This is a genomic window from Psychrobacillus sp. L4 (assembly GCF_042944905.1).
In the GTDB taxonomy this organism is placed as follows: domain Bacteria; phylum Bacillota; class Bacilli; order Bacillales_A; family Planococcaceae; genus Psychrobacillus.
This window is the reverse complement of sequence record NZ_CP168496.1, coordinates 1,395,991-1,413,702: the sequence shown is the minus strand read 5'-3', so window position 1 is coordinate 1,413,702 and position 17,712 is coordinate 1,395,991. Positions and strand designations below refer to the sequence as shown.

Sequence of the window (17,712 nt, the reverse complement as noted above, 5' to 3'; positions counted from 1 at the left end):
ATTCGGATACCTTGTCGAATTTAATACTACAAATTTGTATGTTTACTTTTTTCTTTATCCAATTTATAAACGAATGAAAACACCTCAGCTACCGCCTGATACAACTCTTCCGGAATAGATTGATTAATATCTAATTGCCCCAGAAGTTCTACTAAACTTGGATCCTCTTGAATCGGCACATTATGCTCTTTTGCCTTGAGTAAAATATTTTCAGCTATTTTCCCTTTCCCTTTCGCTACAACCGTTGGTGCTTGTATAATGCCTGGTTTATAACTTAAAGCAACCGCTTCTTTTCGTGCATGTTTTTCATCTGTCATATTCTTATGTCTACTCCCTGTGATTCTTTTGAAAGTAATTTTGAGTTTAATTGCGAGGAAAGTTTGTGATCGTCAAAGGTCTTCATAAAAACACCAGATAGTTTATACCCTACTGTCAAAAGTCCTTCTTTTAGAGAATCTTTCAACGCGTTCGCTATTGGTTTCAAGCTGGCATCATTATTGTATAAAGAGATTGTGACAACTCGGTTTTGAACTTGCATGTCCACTACTGTTTCTTTTAAAGCGTCCAATTGCAAATAAAACATAATTCTCGCAAAATCTGAATCAATTTTTCCATTTTCTTTCATTCGTCCATTCCATTCAAGCGTAGCATCCATTTTCTTTCCTAGAAATTCTAGAGGAACTTGCATTAACAACTGATGCTGAGGTCCATTTTCATTTGATAGCATTTGCAAGCCATTCATGCGATTTAATAGTAAATGCGCATGATCTTTTAGTGGAGAAGAGATAGTTTGATTTTGAATTAACTCCACTAGCTGTGGTTTTAACTCTAAAGCAAGCTTTCTTACGTCTTCATTAGGATGGTTAATTTTTGCTTCGTAACTAAACCCAAGATTTTTTAATACTTCTTTCATCGCATGTTCAAATGCTTTTCCATCTAGCTGATTTAGTACTTGTTCTTCCGTTTGTTGTAGTGAAGCAGAAAAAATTGTTTGTGAACTATTCTTACTCATTGAAATGACCTGTTGAAGTGTTTGACTAACTACGTCAGCATTTGCAGCTTTTCCCAGTAAAGATAATAGATGTTCCCTTGCAGTCAGACCATGTGCATCTTTTGAGAAGATAGCTTGCTGACTTTGCTCGGCAAAAACTTGCACTAGCGCATTACTCACTGTTGAAATTTGCATTGGCTGGCCACTATCCTTAAATAAAGATAGTATTTGTTCTTTTTGCCCCGTCGTTAACAAGGGTTGAGCACTTATCCAGTCTCGAAGTTGTGTGATTATCGAGTTTTGTTCATTGGCTGGCATTTCGGTTAGCTTATTCATAATATTACCTGCAGAATTTGATATGGAAACAGATGCAGAAGCTGGCACAATATTATGCAACGATGCAGTTATCGGTAAGACTTCTGCTTCTTTTAACGCCTGCAGCAAAGGAAACTTAGTACCCATGCTTATTTGTGGATTTTGTAAATTTTCTATTAGTCTTCCTATCAATGCTCCTGCAACAGGCTCTCCAAATGGCTCTGCTATTTTTTGCAAAGTCTGAAGTATATTGTTTTTTATACTGGAAGAAACAGAAAAATCCTCTCGTAAAGCAACTTTGAAATCCTGAATAAGTGTTTGTAAACCATTTGTAGACTTCCCGCTTAATACAGATTCAACTATTTGTTGCGTTAAAGGGAATTTCAGCTCCGTCATCTTGCGGATTGCTTCTAACCCTTCATTCATAGTCGAATTGGAAGGAAGTTGCTTTAATAATTGTTCTACTTGGAGTAATAAGTCTTTTGAAATTGGTAATTGTTCTTTTAGATAAAATTGAACGACTGCTTGCATTTCTGTAGTTTTAGTTAAATTCATCACTTGCAAAAGTTGCTGCGCTTGTTGAGACAGTGAGTTTCCTTGGGTTAGCGGTCCTGATACTACTTTTAATTGCAGTTCAGGCTCTGATTTGGTCACTTGAAAAAAATGAGCATCTCCGGCTTTAAGTGGAGTTTCAAGTTTTGCAATTACTTTTTGATTGCCAATTTGTACTTCTGCCGTTTGGTTTGGAAACAATTTTTTAATGGTTCCGTGAACAACTTGTCCTTCTTTCATGGATACTTGAGTATTTGATGTAATTACTTGTGTCGATTGGGATTGAATGGACGTAAAAGATGTAGAAGACATTTATTCACCTCATTTTTATTAATGATTTAATCGGTTCGAATGTTTTCCTATGATGGATAGTAGGACCGTACTGATAGATCATGTCTACATGTTGTTTCGTACCATACCCGGCGTGCTTGTTAAATAAATACTGCGGGTATTCTTCATGTAATTGATCCATATAGTCATCACGTGCGGTTTTCGCTAGTATAGATGCTGCTGCAATTGCCAAACTTTTAGCATCCCCTTTTATAATAGAGTGCGTTTCTATCACAATCGGAAGTTTCATCGCATCAACCAAAACTACTGATGGACGTTCCTTTAAATTTAAGACCGCTTCTGTCATAGACTGTTTTGTTGCTTCGTAGATATTAAGTTCATCTATTTTTTCTACAGATTGAAAATGAATAAAATAGCTGATTGCATTATTTTTTATTTTAATCGCTAGTTCTTGCCGTTTCTTCTTTGATATTTGTTTGGAGTCATTTAAACCGATAAGTTCATCTGTATTGTCATTTAAGATGACTGCTGCTGTAACTACTGGTCCAGCAAGTGGACCGCGTCCTGCTTCATCTACACCAGCCACTAAGTCTGTCTTGTGTCGGCAAAAGCTTGCATCAAACAAACACTTTTCTTCATGTGCAAGTATTTCTTTTTCAAGTTGAGATTGCTTGTTCTTCCAAGTATTTAATAACTTGATTGCACCAATTCTACTATCCGTCTCCAATTCATTCATCCACGACTGCCAAGTAATCGTACTTTCTAACTTTCCTTTTATTTCTTTCAAGCTTAACATTTGGTTCACATCAACTTTCTAAGTATTAGTATATGTATCGGTATATTTATGGAAAAATCGAGAAAACCCTTTTCACCAAATGGCAAAAAGGGTAAATTTTTTTGTTTTATTCAGTTACATTATCAAAAGTTAAGCGACCTAAATGAAGATTTCGAATATCTCGTACGATTAGTTCGGCTACTTGATCGTAGTCAATCTCTCCACCGCCAGCAAAACATCTTCTTAACTTTCCAATATGATCGAAAGTTTCCACTAAGTCTTCACTAACTTCTGTCAATTGATATCTATCTTCCATGCGCTTTGGATAATGTTCTTGCAAAAATCGAAGTCCGTACACTGCTAAATCTTCCATATTGATCAGCGCATCTTTTATAGCTCCAGTTAATGCAAGCTTATAGCCAACTTGTTGGTCTTCGAATTTAGGCCAAAGAATACCAGGAGTATCCAGTAATTCGATTTCCCTTTCGACTTTTATCCATTGCTGCCTCTTAGTAAGGCCAGGTGTATTACCAGTTTTTGCAATGTTCTTTTTAGCAAATCGATTAATCAGTGTGGATTTTCCGACGTTCGGAATACCAACAATCATCGCTCGAATTGCTCGAGGTTTTATACCTCTTTCTTTCATCCGATCCCATTTGGGCTTTAAAAGCTCTTTAGCGGCTTTAAAGACAGCTTGTAGACCTTTTCCTTCTAAAGAGTTTATCGTCACTGTAGGAAGCCCTTTTGAGTCAAAATAGGCTATCCATTTTTTTGTTTCCATTTCATCTGCCATGTCCATCTTATTTAATATAAGTAATCTCGTTTTTTGATGTACGACTTGATCGATCATCGGATTTCTAGAAGATAACGGCAAACGTGCATCTACTAATTCAAAAATGATATCCACCAGTTTTAAATTCTCTGTAACTTCTCTTCTTGCTTTGGCCATATGACCCGGAAACCATTGTATGGTCATGTTATATCTCCTCCTTTAAAGGATGAGAAAGTATTTACTCTTCTACTTTCTAACTTTCAATTATTCCAATAATTTTCGTTTTTACTATTTCACAAAGCCAATTTCATCAAATGGCCAGAAGACGAGATTTGTATTTCCAATTATCTCATCAATTGCAACCAAACCAATAAGTCGACTATCTTTACTGTATCTTCGGTTATCTCCCATTACAAAAATATAACCTTCTGGAATTTTATCCACTTGGGCAGCTGTCTCTGCTAACGTGAAGTCATCTGTTAAAGACCCCTCCGTAATTTCACTTTTGTACTGATCTAAATATGGTTCTGGAATTGCTTTGCCGTTAATGTATAGCTGATCATTTTTATATTCAACACGATCTCCAGGAAGTCCAATTACACGTTTAATGTAATTTTTTTGCTCTGGAGCATGAAATACAACTATATCAAAACGATGTGGTTCACCAACCATATAACCAATTTTATTGACAACCATTCGGTCACCATTTTTTAAAGTCGGCATCATTGATTCACCGTCTACTACTATTGGTGTAAATAAAAAGAAACGAATAATCGCGGCGATACCAAAGGCAATTAACAGGGCTTTGGACCACTCCCATAATTCGTTCTTTTCTTTCTTCACTCGTTCCATCAACTTGCCCCCTTTATATGCTCCCTTTATTGTACAAGGAAAATCTATTTCAAGCAAAAAGAAAAGAAAGAATTTTATTTTTAGTAATGATTTCCGAACGTTTTTGTGACATATCTAAATGATAGACACTTATTAAAGAGATATCAGCAGCCGAAAAAATATAATTTCACCTTTTGCTATTTTATAAAAGGAAAAAAGTATATTAGAGAAACCAATTTTATCGTGAAAGCAACCATTTCTCTATATAACGAGTTAACTTTATGTGAGACGAAGCGTAAAAAGAAGTCTTGCAACGAAAATGAGTATGAGTATGAACTGATTTTCTTTTGCTTTTATGAAAAAATGTTGTAGCAAAAGTGGGTTCACTTTTGCTACAACATTTACTTTTTTTACTATTAGCGACGTTCTTTAATACGAGCCGCTTTACCGCGTAGATCGCGTAAGTAGTACAATTTAGCACGACGAACTTTACCACGACGAATAATTTCTAAGTTTGCAATTTTCGGTGTGTGTACAGGGAATGTACGTTCAACACCAACGCCGGAAGAGATTTTACGAACTGTAAAAGTTTCGCTAATTCCGCCACCACGACGTTTAATAACAACACCTTCGTACATTTGGATACGTTCACGAGTTCCCTCTACTACCTTAACGTGTACACGAACTGTGTCACCTGGGCGGAAAGTAGGAAGATCTGAGCGTAATTGTTCTTTTGTGATTTCTGAAATAATGTTTTGCATCATTTTCTCTCCTTGTATAGAATGTTCTTACACCCATTAACTGTTGCAGCGGAACACCCAAAATGCGCACTTCACATAGAAGTACATAATAGAATATAACATAACAGATCTCTTGTTGCAATAATTTAATCGTTATTTCTGTTACGCTTTTAACATGCGAAGGACTTGTTTATCTCCTTCATTCAATTCAGCTGTTGCTAATAACTCGGGCCTTCTATCCGATGTACGTTTTAGAGACTGTTCTCTTCTCCATTTTTCAATCTCCGCATGATTTCCCGATAATAATACATCAGGTACTTTGTATCCTCGATACTCTACTGGACGTGTGTAATGCGGATGCTCAAGAAGGCCGGTTGAAAAAGAATCTTTTTCATGTGACTCCGCATTCCCTAAAACATTTGGCAATAGCCTAACGACACTGTCTACGATAGTCATTGCGGCAAGCTCTCCTCCAGTAAGCACAAAATCTCCCAAGGAAATTTCATCTGTTATAAGATGCTCTCGGATGCGTTCATCATAACCTTCATAATGTCCGCAAATGAAAATAAGCTCTTCCTCTCGAGAAAGTTCTTCCGCTTTTTGTTGGGAGAAGCGCTCTCCTTGAGGACAAAGTAATATAATGCGTCTCTTTTGCTCCTTATTTGAAGTGAGAGACTCAACTGCATTAAAGATGGGTTCTGGCTTTAATACCATTCCAGCACCGCCACCATATGGATAATCATCGACCTGGTGATGTTTGTTTCCAGAAAAATCTCGGAAATTCACTACGTTTAGTACCACTTCATTCTTTTCCTGTGCTTTTTTCAAAATGGATGTATTAAAAACACCTGCAAACATTTCTGGAAAAAGCGAAAGAATATGAATGTTCATCATGATAATAAACCGTCTAACACTTCAATAATGATCTTTTTATTATCAATATCTACCGTTTTTACTACATCCTCAATATAAGGAATATAATGCGTCTTCCCTTTTGTCGGTTGAACAGTCCACACATCATTGGCACCTGTTTGAATAATTTCTGTAATAGTTCCAATTATTTCACCTTCCGTTGATTCAACGGAACAGCCAATAATTTCATGATAATAGAATTCGTTATCTTCTAAATCAGAAAGATATTTTTCCGATACTTTTAATACCGCACCTCTTAAAGGTTCAACATCCTTTAACAATGTATATCCTTCAAAAGTTAACAAATCAAAGTTTTTATGTTTTCTATGACTAGCCACTTTCACAATAATCGGTTTTGATCCATCTGCTTTATAAAGCCCAAGTTCACTTCCTACTTCATAGCGTTCATCAGGAAAGTCTGTGGTAGATATAACACGAATTTCTCCCCAAATACCATGTGTATTTACGATTTTACCAACGTTAAACCATTCCATAAAAATACCTCCTATCAAAAAAGGAAGAACAAATTGTTCTCCCTTTTTGTACATTAATCTAGAATGTCGACATATGTTTTTTTCTTCTGGTGACTGCCTGCCGCTGAGTAAACAATAGTACGAATCGCTTTCGCTACTCGCCCTTGTTTGCCAATTACTTTCCCCATATCTTCAGGATGAACAGATAGCTTATAAACTATACGGTTTACGCTTTCTTCTTTTTCAATCTGAACCTTATCTGGATAATCAACTAATGGTTTTACGATTGCTTCGATCAGCTGCTTCACATTGTCCCCTCCGATTATTTGCCGAGTTTTGCGTTATGGAATTTTTCCATAATTCCTTGTTCTGAGAACAAGTTACGTACTGTATCAGATGGTTTCGCACCGTCTTGAAGCCATTTTAACGCTAATTCCTCGTTAATTTTAACTTCAGCTGGTTTAGTAAGTGGATTATAAGTACCTACTGTTTCAATTTGACGACCATCACGTGGAGCGCGAGAGTCTGCTACTACAATACGATAGAAAGGAGATTTTTTTGCTCCCATACGTTTTAAACGAATTTTAACTGCCATTTTTATTGCACCTCCGAATAGTTTCACACAAGATAGTATATTATCAAGCTTTTATTTGTTTGTAAAGTGTTTTTTCTTAACACCCCATTTTTTTATGGGGAATTTATTTAAAAAGCGAGTCTAAACCAGGCATTTTCATCTTTTTCTTCCCTTTAGACTGCATGTTTGTCATTTGTTTCATCATTTTTTTCATATCTTCGAATTGCTTTAATAATCTGTTGATATCTTGTATCGTCGTTCCAGATCCTTTTGCAATCCGCTTTTTTCTTGGTCCATTAATAATTTCAGGTGTTGTTTTTTCTTGCGTTGTCATGGAATAAATAATCGCTTCTACGCGATCCATTTGTTTTTCATCGACTTTCGCATTTTCCAAACCTTTAATTTTACCTGCTCCTGGAAGCATTTTTAAAATTTCATCCAATGGTCCCATTTTTTTAACTTGACTAATTTGCTCTAAAAAGTCATCAAATGTAAAAGATTGCGTACGGAATTTTTCTTCTAGTTCCTTCGCTTTCTCTTCATCAACATTCGCTTGTGCTTTCTCTATAAGCGACATCATATCTCCCATACCTAAAATACGAGAAGCCATTCGTTCTGGATGGAAGGGTTCTAAAGCATCCATTTTTTCTCCCATACCAACAAACTTAATAGGCTTTTGCGTAACTGAACGGATTGATAGAGCTGCCCCACCTCGGGTATCTCCATCAAGCTTTGTTAATACGACACCTGTAATGCCAATTGTCTCATTAAAATTATTCGCTACATTGACCGCATCTTGACCTGTCATTGCATCCACGACTAAAAATACTTCATCCGGTTCTTTGATCGCACGAATATCTTTTAACTCCTGCATAAGTATTTCGTCAATATGAAGACGTCCCGCCGTATCAATGATGACGACATCATTATGCTCTTCTTTTGCATGCTCTATTGCTTGTTTTACAATTTCTACAGGTGAAATATCAGTTCCTAAAGAAAATACAGGTAAAGACAACTGCTTACCTAACGTTTCAAGCTGTTGCACAGCTGCTGGACGATAAATATCTGCAGCTACAAGAAGTGGCTTTTTGTTATACTTTTTTCGCAGTAAACTTGCTAATTTACCTGTGGTAGTCGTTTTACCTGCACCTTGTAACCCGACCATCATAATAACAGTTGGTGGTCTTGTTGAAAAAGAGATTTGACTTTGCTCTCCACCCATCAACTTCGTCAGCTCATCTTTTACGATTTTAATGACTTGTTGACCAGGTGTTAAACTCTTCATCACGTCTTGCCCAACGGCACGTTCTGAAACATTTTTGACGAACTCTTTTACTACTTTCAAGTTTACGTCTGCTTCTAAAAGTGCATACCGAACGTCTCTCATCATTTCTTTTACGTCGGCCTCAGAAATTTTTCCTTTTCCTTTAATTTTCTGAAGCGTCCCTTGAAGTCGTTCAGCTAATCCTTCAAATGCCATGCATGCCGCCTCCTAATCCCATTCTTTTAATTGAATAATGAGTTGAATCAGTGTGTTTTCAGATGATTGATCCTTTGCTACTAGCAGCAGCTGTTCGATTGTTTCTTGACGATTTTGAAACTTTGAAAAAAGACTAAGTTTTTCCTCGTACTCTTCTAACATTGCTTCTGTGCGGCGAATATTATCATAAACTGCTTGTCTCGAAATATCATATTCTTCCGCTATTTCTCCAAGTGATAAATCATCTAAATAGTAAAGCTGCATATAGCTTCTTTGTTTGTCTGTTAATAAAGCTTGGTAAAAATCGAAGAGAAAATTCATACGAGTTGTTTTTTCAATCATTCCCATCTCTCCTTACCAAATCAATTACTCCTCGGCGTAATTGCGTCCAGATTTTGAATTGTGCACACAATTGAACCCTTTCAAAATCTGTGACATCCGCCGGAGGCTATATAATTCACTGTGTATTTGGACGACCAGTGAATTATATTTGTCATCCTCTAGTTTATTAACAGATTGTTCTTCTGTCAAGTAAAATTACTTGTCTGATTCATTTTCACTTTCAAGTTCTAAACCTTCAGCAAAAAGACCGTATACATATTTCTCTGAATCAAAAGGCTGTAAATCGTCCATTTGCTCGCCTAATCCAACAAATTTAACAGGGATATGAAGCTTTGTGCGAATTGCAAGTACGATACCACCTTTTGCAGTGCCGTCTAGCTTCGTTAACACAATCCCCGTTACATTTGTTGCTTCCTTGAACGTCTGTGCTTGCACAAGCGCATTTTGACCAGTGGTAGCATCTAGCGCAAGCAAAACTTCGTGCGGAGCATTCGGAATTTCCCTTGAAATAACACGATGAATTTTTTCTAGCTCATTCATTAAATTCACTTTGTTTTGAAGACGCCCGGCAGTGTCACATATTAACACATCTGCATTTCGCGTTTTTGCTGCTCTTATAGCGTCATACATAACTGCGGCAGGGTCAGAACCTTCCGCTTGTTTAATCACTTCTACACCTACTCTGTCGCCCCAAACTTGAAGTTGCTCGATGGCACCTGCACGGAATGTATCTCCTGCAGCAAGCATTACTTTTTTACCTTCACTTTTTAGACGGTGGGCAAGTTTTCCAATAGTCGTTGTTTTCCCTACTCCATTTACTCCGACAAATAAAATAACAGATAATCCCTCATTCTCCAGTTGAAGTTCCGTTACATTGTCTTCACCAGCTTCATAAATTTCCACTAGTTTTTCTGAAATAACAGATTGAATACTTGCCGTATCTTTTATGTTTTTTCGTTGTACTTCAAAACGTAATGATTCCATTAACTCGGACACCGTTTCAAAGCCAACATCCGCTTGTAGTAATATTTCTTCTAATTCTTCGAAAAAATCTTCATCTACTTTTCGATACTTAGCAACAAGATCATTTACTTTGGAAGTAAATTGGTTTCTGGTCTTAGCTAAACCTTCTTTGAACTTATTCGTAATCGAAACTGTTTCTTCAATTTCTTCCTTCGTTCCAAGCATTTTTTCTTTAAATTTCTTAAAAAAACTCATATCTAGGCTCCTTTAATCCACTTTATGTTACCAATTCCTCTTCCAATTTAACAGAAACTAATTTAGAAATACCGGATTCTTGCATAGTTATACCATATAAGACATCCGCACCTTCCATCGTTCCTTTACGATGCGTGATCACGATAAATTGCGTATCATGGCTGAATTTCTTTAAATAATTACTATAACGAGTAACATTTGCTTCATCTAACGCCGCTTCCACTTCATCCAGAATACAAAATGGTACTGGACGTGTATGAAGTATAGCGAACAATAATGCAATAGCAGTTAATGCACGCTCTCCACCGGATAAAAGTGTTAGGTTTTGCAGTTTTTTCCCTGGAGGTTGTGCGATAATATCAATCCCTGTTTCAAGTAATGAAGACGGATCCGTTAATATCAAATCTGCTTGGCCACCACCAAATAGTTCCCGAAAAACTACTTTAAAATGCCGCTGAATGTCATTAAAAGTACTTTCGAAGCGGATTATCATTTCTTCATCCATTTCTTTAATCACTTCATGTAATGTCTCTTGGGCAGAAAGTAAATCTTCGCGTTGTTCTGTTAGGAATGAATGGCGCTCACTCACTTGTTCAAATTCTTGAATAGCTCCCAGATTAATCGGACCAAGTTCTTCAATCGAGCGTTTTAATAAAGTGACTTTTTTACGAGCTAGATGTTCTTCCATTTCAAAAGAAAAATCACGCTCCGCTTCCTCTAAAGTCAACTCATAAGTTTCTTCTAAGTGATTTTGTAAAGTATTTATCTCCACTTCTAATTTACTTAGTTTAATTTCAAAAGAACGTTCTTCATTGGTTAGTAATCCCGCTTGTTGTTGAAGGTGTTTGAGAGAACTTTCAGAGCGACTAATATTTTGAACAAGTTCTATTCTGCCCATTTTTCCACCTTGTATTTGCTCGATTAACCGGTCTTTTGTCATTTTATGCTGCGCAATTAGATTCGTTAATTCTTCGGCTGAAGGACCTGCTTGATCGTCATTCTCATACCATGCAATTTCTTTTTGTAATGTGTCTATTTTTTGTGTGCTCGATTGGACCGAATTCACAAATTGCGTTTTTTCTCTTTCTTGCTGTGTGACTTGTTCATTTACTACTGCAATCTGAGATAATAACATACCTAGCTCATTTTGAAATTTGTCTTTTTCTTCGATTGATTGCAATTTCAAATGTTGTAGGTCGTCAATCGTCCCTTGAATAGTAGCCAACGCTTCTTTTATCTCTGCGTCTCTTGAAGTCGTTTTTTCTTTTTTACGAACTAAGTTAGATTGAAGATTCACTTTTTCTGTCTTTTCTTCATCGTACTCAAGTAACTGGCTTGTAAGCCTAGAAATAATCGCAGCACATTCTCTCGTTTCAGAAAGTAGTGTAAGTTCTTGAGCTCTTAAATTCTCTCCAGCAAGTCGAGTTTCTTCTAATTCCACTCTTAACATCTGTACTTCTTGTTTTTTTGCAGAAACGGATTTTTCTGCTTGTAATACAGATTTTTCTAATTCTATTAATTTATCATTTAGCTGTTCCAATTCTACTTTACGTGTAAATAAAGAAGATTGCTGCTTAACAGAACCACCCGTTAAAGAACCACCTGCATTCACTACATCTCCATCTAACGTGACAAATCGGTATTTGTATTGCAAGCGAGATGCCATTTCATTTGCACCTTTTAAATCTTTTGCAACAATAACATTACCAAGTAGATTTTCTACAATAATTTGATACCCATCATTGTAATTTACTAGTTTATCTGCTGTATTAACAAAAGATGGATGCTGTTTAATCATCGATAATGTTTGCTCATTTAATTTACGAGATTTCATCACTTGAAGGGGAAGGAATGTTGCTCTTCCTACTCTTTTCTTTTTCAGCCAATCAATTGCCACACGTGCGTCTTGACTAGTATCTGTAATAATATGTTGGGACTGTTGACCGATAGATGTATCAATAGCGCTCATATACGTATGAGGAATTTGGATCAACTCTGCTACTGCACCATGAATTCCATTCAACTCTTTTTTATCACGTGCGATTAATACTTCTTTTACTCCTTGGAAGAATCCAGAAAACTCAGATTCTAATTCTTCTAAAGAGTCTTTTCTTGCTTGCATTTGATGTTTCATTTGATATGCTTTTTGCAGCATCGTTTGTTGCTCTTCAAACCCACGTTCAAGCTGTTCAGCTACTTCACGTTTTGTTTTGAAATTGAGCAGTTTTTCTGCTAACTCTTTCTGACAAGAAGAAAGAGAAAGGTCTAGTTCATTTTTGCGATTTGTCAGTTTCTCTAATTCTTCTTTTATTTCACGATAATCTTCCATCATTTTTTCAGCAGAGATGAGTTCAAACTGAAGTTGCTGTTCCATATGTTTCATTTCATTTTTCATGGTCGCTTCTTCGTTTAATAAATCAATATAAGTACTTTTTAATTCTTCTATCTCTTCTTCTAACTCAGAAGCAGATTTACTTAAAACTGTTTCAATTTGTAGTTTTTTTAAACGAAGTTCTTTTAGTAGAACTTGCTTTTCTGACTTAGATACATTATTTTCTTTCAGTTGAAATTCCAGTACTTCCAGCTTTTCTTGCTCTTCAACCAGCGCTCTTCTTAACTGAGAAATTTGTTGACTAGCATTTTGCTTTTTCTCTGCAAGTAAAAGCTTTCTGCCCTCTAAACGCTCTAATTCGGAACTTGCTTCTACTAGTTCACTTTGCCCAACATCCAATTTTTCGTCAATATTAGACATTACTTTTCTATCTGTTTGAATGCTTGCTTCTATATCATTTATTTGTAATAGAAGCGCTTGTTTCGTTTCTTCAAGTGCTCGGAGTTTTGTATGTAGTTCTGCGCTTTCTCGAACAAATAAGTTTAAATCATGTGAGATAACTGCAATTTCAATACCCTTTAATTCATCAGACATTTTCAAATAGTCTGATGCAAGCGAGGATTGTATTTGAAGAGGTTCCATCCGACTATCTAATTCATGTAAAATATCCAATACTCGATTTAAATTGTCATCTGTCTCAATAAGTTTGAATTCTGCTTTCTTCTTACGTTGTTTATATTTAAGCACTCCTGCTGTTTCTTCAAATATAGTTCTTCTATCTTCAGGTCGGCTATTTAAAATTTCATCTACTCGCCCCTGAGAAATGATCGAAAAAGCTTCTTTTCCAAGACCAGAATCCATAAATAAATCTGTGATGTCTTTCAATCTGCATGTTTGCTTGTTTAATAGATATTCACTATCTCCAGAACGAAATACTCTTCTAGTTACACTAATTTCTGCGAAATCGAGTGCTACTCGATGATCCGTGTTGTCCAATATTAAGGTGACTTCTGCAAAATTTAATGCTTTTCTTGAATCGCTTCCTGCAAAAATAACATCTTCCATTTTTGCACCTCGAAGGGATTTAGCGGATTGCTCCCCTAACACCCATCGAATTGCATCTGTTACATTACTTTTCCCACTACCATTGGGACCCACTACCGCAGTTACTCCCGGAACAAAATCTATTCCAATTCGGTCAGCAAATGATTTAAATCCTATTATCTCTAATCGTTTAAGGAACAAATTTATTCCTCCCGTTCATGATCCTTTAATGCAAGAATCGCAAGTCTTGCTGCTTGTTGTTCTGCTTCTTTTTTCGATCGCCCTTTACCAATTCCAAGCTCTCTTGTGTTTAACATAACGCGAGAAATAAAGGTACGGTTATGCGCTGGCCCTTTTTCCTCGACAATTTCATAGCTTATCATGCCATTATTTTGTTGCTGAATAACTTCTTGTAGTTGACTTTTATAATCCATCACATGCGAAAAAGCACCGAGTTCGATTTTAGGGAATACAATCTTATTTAAAAATACAACGACTGTTTCTAATCCCTGATCTAAGTATAATGCACCGATAAATGCTTCAAAAACGTCCGCTAGTAAAGCTGGTCGTTCACGTCCACCTGTCAATTCTTCTCCTTTTCCAAGCAATACATATTTTCCAAAGTTTAGTTCGTTGGCAAATATCACAAGTGATGGCTCACAAACAATTGCCGCCCGGAGTTTTGTAAGCTCCCCTTCGCTCATCCCTGTGTATTGTTGAAATAAATATTGAGAAACAGACAATTCTAAAACGGCGTCACCTAGAAATTCAAGCCGTTCATTATCGGTAAAAAATTTCCGTCGATGCTCATTCACATAAGATGAATGGGTAAAGGCTTGATACAATAATGTTGGGTTATCAAATTGAACTTCAAAATGTTGTTGAAACTGTACAAATTGTTCTTTTACGCTTTCAGGGAAAACTGTTTTTTTCGGATGAATATTTTTACGATTAACTTTCATGAATAATCTGCCTTCCTAACTTAACATGTATGCTCTCTAGTTTACCTGTTTATAAGGCATTGTGCAAAAAGAAATAGAGACGTTCTATCCTTATTCGCAAGGAATAAGTAGAACGTCTCCTCAGCTAAATAGATTAGCCTTGTTTGCTTTCAATATAGCTAACTGCACTACCTACAGTTGAAATGTTTTCAGCATCTTCATCTGAAATTTCCATATCGAACTCATCTTCAAGTTCCATTACTAATTCTACTACATCAAGAGAGTCAGCACCTAAATCATCACGGAAAGACGCTTCTAATTTTACTTCGCTTTCATCGACACCTAGACGATCTACCACTACTTTTTTTACGCGTTCTAAAACTGTTGACACATTTGTCACCTCCCCTCAATGATTATACAAAAAACTTCTCTTTAATGAAAGGCAAAACTTACATATACATGCCGCCATTTACATGCATTGTTTGACCCGTAATATAGTTCGCATCATCGGAAGCTAAAAATGCTACTGCTTTTGCAATATCCTCTGGATTTCCAAACTTAGCAAGAGGAATCTGATTTAACATTTGTGTTTTCACTTCTTCCGAAAGTGCATCTGTCATATCTGTTGTAATAAAACCCGGAGCAACAGAATTGACCGTAATATTACGACTCGCTAACTCTAGTGCAGTCGACTTGGTTAAACCAATTACTCCAGCTTTTGCTGCTACATAGTTTGCTTGTCCTGGATTACCTGAAACACCAACGATTGAAGTGATATTAATAATACGACCATGACGCTGCTTCATCATCTGACGAGTAACAGCTTTTGTACAAAGGAACACACCTTTAAGGTTTGTATTAAGCACGTCGTCCCACTCTTGTTCTTTCATACGCATAAGAAGATTATCCCTTGTAATACCAGCGTTATTTACAAGAATATCAATAGTGCCAAAGTTTTCCATCGTTTCACTTATAAGCTTTTGCACGTCTTCCGCATGATCCACGTTCGCTTGAACTGCGAATGCTTCTCCACCAAGAGATTTAATTTCCTCAACGACAGCTTCTGCTTTTTCTTTACTCCCACTATAGTTCACCGCAACTTTCGCGCCTTCTTTAGCCAAATAAAGTGCAATATCTTTCCCTATTCCACGCGAAGCACCTGTTACGATTGCTGATTTACCTTCTAATTTACCCATGCTTAACACCTCCTAAATCAGTCATTACTTGTTGCAACGATTCCTCATCAAACACGCAATAAGTAGTAACAGAACGATCGATTTTTTTTACTAATCCACTAAGGACTTTGCCAGGACCACATTCGATAAATACAGTGACGCCAAGTTTAATCATTTCCTGCACTGATTCTTCCCATCGGACCGGGGAATACAGTTGCTCGACCAATAAATTCTTCATATTCGAAGCTTCTGTTACAGGAAGTGCCGTTACATTTGAAATGACCGGCGTTTTTGTATCTTGTAACGCAATAGCTGAAATAGCAGTGTCTAATTTATGCGCAGCAGGTCGCATTAATTCGGAATGGAATGGCCCACTCACTACTAATGGTATTGCTCTTTTCGCTCCTGCTTCTTTCGCTTTAGCAGATGCTAATTCCACTCCGGTAGCTGTTCCAGAAATAACAATTTGACCTGGACAATTCAAATTGGCTACTTGCACTGTTTCTCCACCTTCGGAAACTTCCTTTGTCACTTCAACTAAGGTATCTTTAGCTAAGCCTAAAATTGCTGCCATTGCCCCTTCACCTGCCGGAACGGCTTCATTCATATATAAACCTCTTTGATGAACCAATAAAACTGCATCTTCAAAACTTAAGACATTAGAAGCTACTAACGCCGAATACTCACCTAAGCTATGACCGGCAGTAAATTCAGGTGATATACCCGCATCCAACAGTTTTTTGGCAATCATTGTACTTGTTGTCAGTAAAGCAGGTTGTGCGTGATACGTTTTCGTCAATTCCTCCGCAGGTCCTTCTAGCATAATGTTTGAGAGAGAAAATCCTAATACCTCGTCCGCTTTCTCGTAGTATTTTTTGCTTTCACGATCAGTTGCGATGAATTGTTGCCCCATACCAACTGATTGTGAGCCTTGTCCTGGGAAAATAAATGCAATTTTAGTCATTTGATAATTCCTTTCGTAAAGTACTTTGAATAATTCCACAAACATCATATTCTACCATTGTTCGTGCTTGTCGAATAGCGTGAAAAATAGCATTCGCATCGGAAGAACCATGCGCTTTAATAACAGGAGCTTTTAGTCCAAATAATCCTGCTCCACCATACTCTGAGTAGTCTAATTTAGTTTTCAATCCCCGAAGTTCGTCTTTTACTAAAAGAGCGGAAATTTTGGTTTTCATGGAAGTATTGAAAGCCTCTTTTAACAACGTGAAAATTCCAGATGCAGTACCTTCAATCGATTTCAATACCATATTTCCTGTAAATCCATCCGTTACGACAACATCGGCAACACCTGTCAACAAATCTCGCGACTCCACGTTCCCAACAAAATTAATCGGTGCTTTTTTTAATAAAGAAAATGCTTCTTTCGTAAGTTCATTTCCTTTTGTATCTTCTGTTCCAATGTTTAACAATCCAACTCGTGGTTTTTTTATACCACGTACCTTTTCGGCATAGATACTTCCCATTATAGCGAATTGATAGAGATGCTCTGGTTTAGCATCCGAATTCGCTCCCATATCAAGCATCACAAAGCCTTGGCCATCAATAGTAGGCATAGTAGAAGCAAGTGCTGGTCGATCCACTTGGTCAATTCGCCCTACAACAAATAAACCTGCTGCCATTAAAGCACCTGTATTTCCAGCAGAAACACAAGCATCCACTTCTCCAATTTTCACAACTTCCGCCATTTTGACCATGGAAGAGTTTTTCTTTTTTCGGACCGCTCGAACTGGTTCATCTGTTCCTTCAATAACTTCGTCTGTATGTATCACTTGTAATCGATCATGAGCAGTTACTAATTTAGATAGTTTTTTCTCATCTCCATATAATTGAATATGAAGATCATGAAATGCTTCTAATGCTTTATATACTCCTTTTACTATTTCATGCGGGGCGTTGTCTCCACCCATAGCATCAATTGAAATTTTCATAT

At 36.8% G+C, this 17,712-nt stretch carries 19 protein-coding genes; all 19 read right to left on the bottom strand.

Features of this window, described 5'->3' with window-relative positions:
• Positions 1-26: 26 nt before the first annotated feature.
• The 19 genes from ACEPXG_RS06550 to plsX all read right to left on the bottom strand — a co-directional run bounded on the left by ACEPXG_RS06550 (position 27) and on the right by plsX (position 17,710).
• Positions 27-317 carry an EscU/YscU/HrcU family type III secretion system export apparatus switch protein gene (locus tag ACEPXG_RS06550; RefSeq protein ID WP_391208626.1) on the bottom strand — a complete coding sequence of 97 codons (291 nt, stop codon included), beginning with the start codon at positions 315-317 and terminating at the stop codon, positions 27-29.
• Positions 314-2,170, bottom strand: a complete 1,857-nt coding sequence (locus ACEPXG_RS06545) for a hypothetical protein (protein ID WP_391208624.1) — start codon at positions 2,168-2,170, stop codon at positions 314-316. Before ACEPXG_RS06545 ends, ACEPXG_RS06550 begins: the two co-directional genes overlap by 4 nt.
• A gap of 4 nt (positions 2,171-2,174) precedes the next feature.
• The gene (locus tag ACEPXG_RS06540; protein ID WP_391208622.1) at positions 2,175-2,945 is read right to left on the bottom strand and encodes a ribonuclease HII; all 771 of its coding nucleotides are present in this window, start codon (positions 2,943-2,945) and stop codon (positions 2,175-2,177) included.
• A gap of 106 nt (positions 2,946-3,051) precedes the next feature.
• Positions 3,052-3,900, bottom strand: coding sequence for a ribosome biogenesis GTPase YlqF (gene ylqF, locus ACEPXG_RS06535; protein ID WP_391208620.1), 849 nt, complete (start codon positions 3,898-3,900; stop codon positions 3,052-3,054).
• Between the two features lie 84 nt (positions 3,901-3,984).
• Positions 3,985-4,548 carry a signal peptidase I gene (gene lepB / locus ACEPXG_RS06530; protein WP_391208618.1) on the bottom strand — a complete coding sequence of 188 codons (564 nt, stop codon included), beginning with the start codon at positions 4,546-4,548 and terminating at the stop codon, positions 3,985-3,987.
• Between the two features lie 395 nt (positions 4,549-4,943).
• A complete protein-coding gene (gene rplS, locus ACEPXG_RS06525) occupies positions 4,944-5,288 on the bottom strand; it encodes a 50S ribosomal protein L19 (protein ID WP_391209808.1) in 345 nt (114 codons plus the stop codon).
• 141 nt (positions 5,289-5,429) lie between these two features.
• Positions 5,430-6,158: a tRNA (guanosine(37)-N1)-methyltransferase TrmD gene (gene trmD / locus ACEPXG_RS06520; RefSeq protein ID WP_391209806.1), complete on the bottom strand. Its 729-nt coding sequence runs from the start codon at positions 6,156-6,158 to the stop codon at positions 5,430-5,432.
• Positions 6,158-6,673 (bottom strand): ribosome maturation factor RimM, encoded by a 516-nt coding sequence (rimM, locus tag ACEPXG_RS06515; RefSeq protein WP_391208615.1) that lies wholly within the window; start codon positions 6,671-6,673, stop codon positions 6,158-6,160. The genes trmD and rimM overlap by 1 nt, the downstream gene beginning before the upstream one ends.
• Positions 6,674-6,726: 53 nt before the next feature.
• A complete protein-coding gene (locus ACEPXG_RS06510; protein WP_151699451.1) occupies positions 6,727-6,960 on the bottom strand; it encodes a KH domain-containing protein in 234 nt (77 codons plus the stop codon).
• Positions 6,961-6,974: 14 nt separating this feature from the next.
• Complete coding sequence (rpsP, locus tag ACEPXG_RS06505; RefSeq protein ID WP_093263327.1) at positions 6,975-7,247, bottom strand: 30S ribosomal protein S16; 273 nt, start codon at positions 7,245-7,247, stop codon at positions 6,975-6,977.
• 103 nt (positions 7,248-7,350) lie between these two features.
• Complete coding sequence (ffh, locus tag ACEPXG_RS06500; RefSeq protein WP_391208612.1) at positions 7,351-8,706, bottom strand: signal recognition particle protein; 1,356 nt, start codon at positions 8,704-8,706, stop codon at positions 7,351-7,353.
• A gap of 12 nt (positions 8,707-8,718) precedes the next feature.
• Positions 8,719-9,048, bottom strand: coding sequence for a putative DNA-binding protein (locus tag ACEPXG_RS06495; protein WP_391208610.1), 330 nt, complete (start codon positions 9,046-9,048; stop codon positions 8,719-8,721).
• Between the two features lie 195 nt (positions 9,049-9,243).
• Complete coding sequence (ftsY, locus tag ACEPXG_RS06490) at positions 9,244-10,266, bottom strand: signal recognition particle-docking protein FtsY (protein ID WP_391208609.1); 1,023 nt, start codon at positions 10,264-10,266, stop codon at positions 9,244-9,246.
• 22 nt (positions 10,267-10,288) lie between these two features.
• A complete protein-coding gene (gene smc, locus ACEPXG_RS06485; RefSeq protein WP_391208607.1) occupies positions 10,289-13,843 on the bottom strand; it encodes a chromosome segregation protein SMC in 3,555 nt (1,184 codons plus the stop codon).
• Positions 13,844-13,845: 2 nt separating this feature from the next.
• On the bottom strand, positions 13,846-14,604 hold the full coding sequence (rnc, locus tag ACEPXG_RS06480; RefSeq protein ID WP_391208604.1) for a ribonuclease III: 759 nt from the start codon (positions 14,602-14,604) through the stop codon (positions 13,846-13,848).
• Positions 14,605-14,737: 133 nt separating this feature from the next.
• Positions 14,738-14,974, bottom strand: coding sequence for an acyl carrier protein (gene acpP, locus ACEPXG_RS06475; RefSeq protein ID WP_151699444.1), 237 nt, complete (start codon positions 14,972-14,974; stop codon positions 14,738-14,740).
• A gap of 58 nt (positions 14,975-15,032) precedes the next feature.
• Entirely contained in the window at positions 15,033-15,779 is a 747-nt protein-coding gene (gene fabG, locus ACEPXG_RS06470; RefSeq protein WP_391208601.1) for a 3-oxoacyl-[acyl-carrier-protein] reductase, read from the bottom strand.
• Entirely contained in the window at positions 15,772-16,722 is a 951-nt protein-coding gene (gene fabD / locus ACEPXG_RS06465) for an ACP S-malonyltransferase (RefSeq protein WP_391208599.1), read from the bottom strand. The genes fabG and fabD overlap by 8 nt, the downstream gene beginning before the upstream one ends.
• A complete protein-coding gene (gene plsX, locus ACEPXG_RS06460; RefSeq protein WP_391208597.1) occupies positions 16,715-17,710 on the bottom strand; it encodes a phosphate acyltransferase PlsX in 996 nt (331 codons plus the stop codon). The genes fabD and plsX overlap by 8 nt, the downstream gene beginning before the upstream one ends.
• Between the last annotated feature and the right edge of the window lie 2 nt (positions 17,711-17,712).

Bases quoted from the DNA above. Each gene is read 5' to 3' on its own strand.
- ACEPXG_RS06550 (WP_391208626.1), bottom strand. From the start codon at position 317: ATGACAGATGAAAAACATGCACGAAAAGAAGCGGTTGCTTTAAGTTAT.
- ACEPXG_RS06545 (WP_391208624.1), bottom strand. From the start codon at position 2,170: ATGTCTTCTACATCTTTTACGTCCATTCAATCCCAATCGACACAAGTA.
- ACEPXG_RS06540 (WP_391208622.1), bottom strand. From the start codon at position 2,945: ATGTTAAGCTTGAAAGAAATAAAAGGAAAGTTAGAAAGTACGATTACT.
- ylqF (WP_391208620.1), bottom strand. From the start codon at position 3,900: ATGACCATACAATGGTTTCCGGGTCATATGGCCAAAGCAAGAAGAGAA.
- lepB (WP_391208618.1), bottom strand. From the start codon at position 4,548: ATGGAACGAGTGAAGAAAGAAAAGAACGAATTATGGGAGTGGTCCAAA.
- rplS (WP_391209808.1), bottom strand. From the start codon at position 5,288: ATGCAAAACATTATTTCAGAAATCACAAAAGAACAATTACGCTCAGAT.
- trmD (WP_391209806.1), bottom strand. From the start codon at position 6,158: ATGAACATTCATATTCTTTCGCTTTTTCCAGAAATGTTTGCAGGTGTT.
- rimM (WP_391208615.1), bottom strand. From the start codon at position 6,673: ATGGAATGGTTTAACGTTGGTAAAATCGTAAATACACATGGTATTTGG.
- rpsP (WP_093263327.1), bottom strand. From the start codon at position 7,247: ATGGCAGTTAAAATTCGTTTAAAACGTATGGGAGCAAAAAAATCTCCT.
- ffh (WP_391208612.1), bottom strand. From the start codon at position 8,706: ATGGCATTTGAAGGATTAGCTGAACGACTTCAAGGGACGCTTCAGAAA.
- ACEPXG_RS06495 (WP_391208610.1), bottom strand. From the start codon at position 9,048: ATGATTGAAAAAACAACTCGTATGAATTTTCTCTTCGATTTTTACCAA.
- ftsY (WP_391208609.1), bottom strand. From the start codon at position 10,266: ATGAGTTTTTTTAAGAAATTTAAAGAAAAAATGCTTGGAACGAAGGAA.
- rnc (WP_391208604.1), bottom strand. From the start codon at position 14,604: ATGAAAGTTAATCGTAAAAATATTCATCCGAAAAAAACAGTTTTCCCT.
- fabG (WP_391208601.1), bottom strand. From the start codon at position 15,779: ATGGGTAAATTAGAAGGTAAATCAGCAATCGTAACAGGTGCTTCGCGT.
- fabD (WP_391208599.1), bottom strand. From the start codon at position 16,722: ATGACTAAAATTGCATTTATTTTCCCAGGACAAGGCTCACAATCAGTT.
- plsX (WP_391208597.1), bottom strand. From the start codon at position 17,710: ATGAAAATTTCAATTGATGCTATGGGTGGAGACAACGCCCCGCATGAA.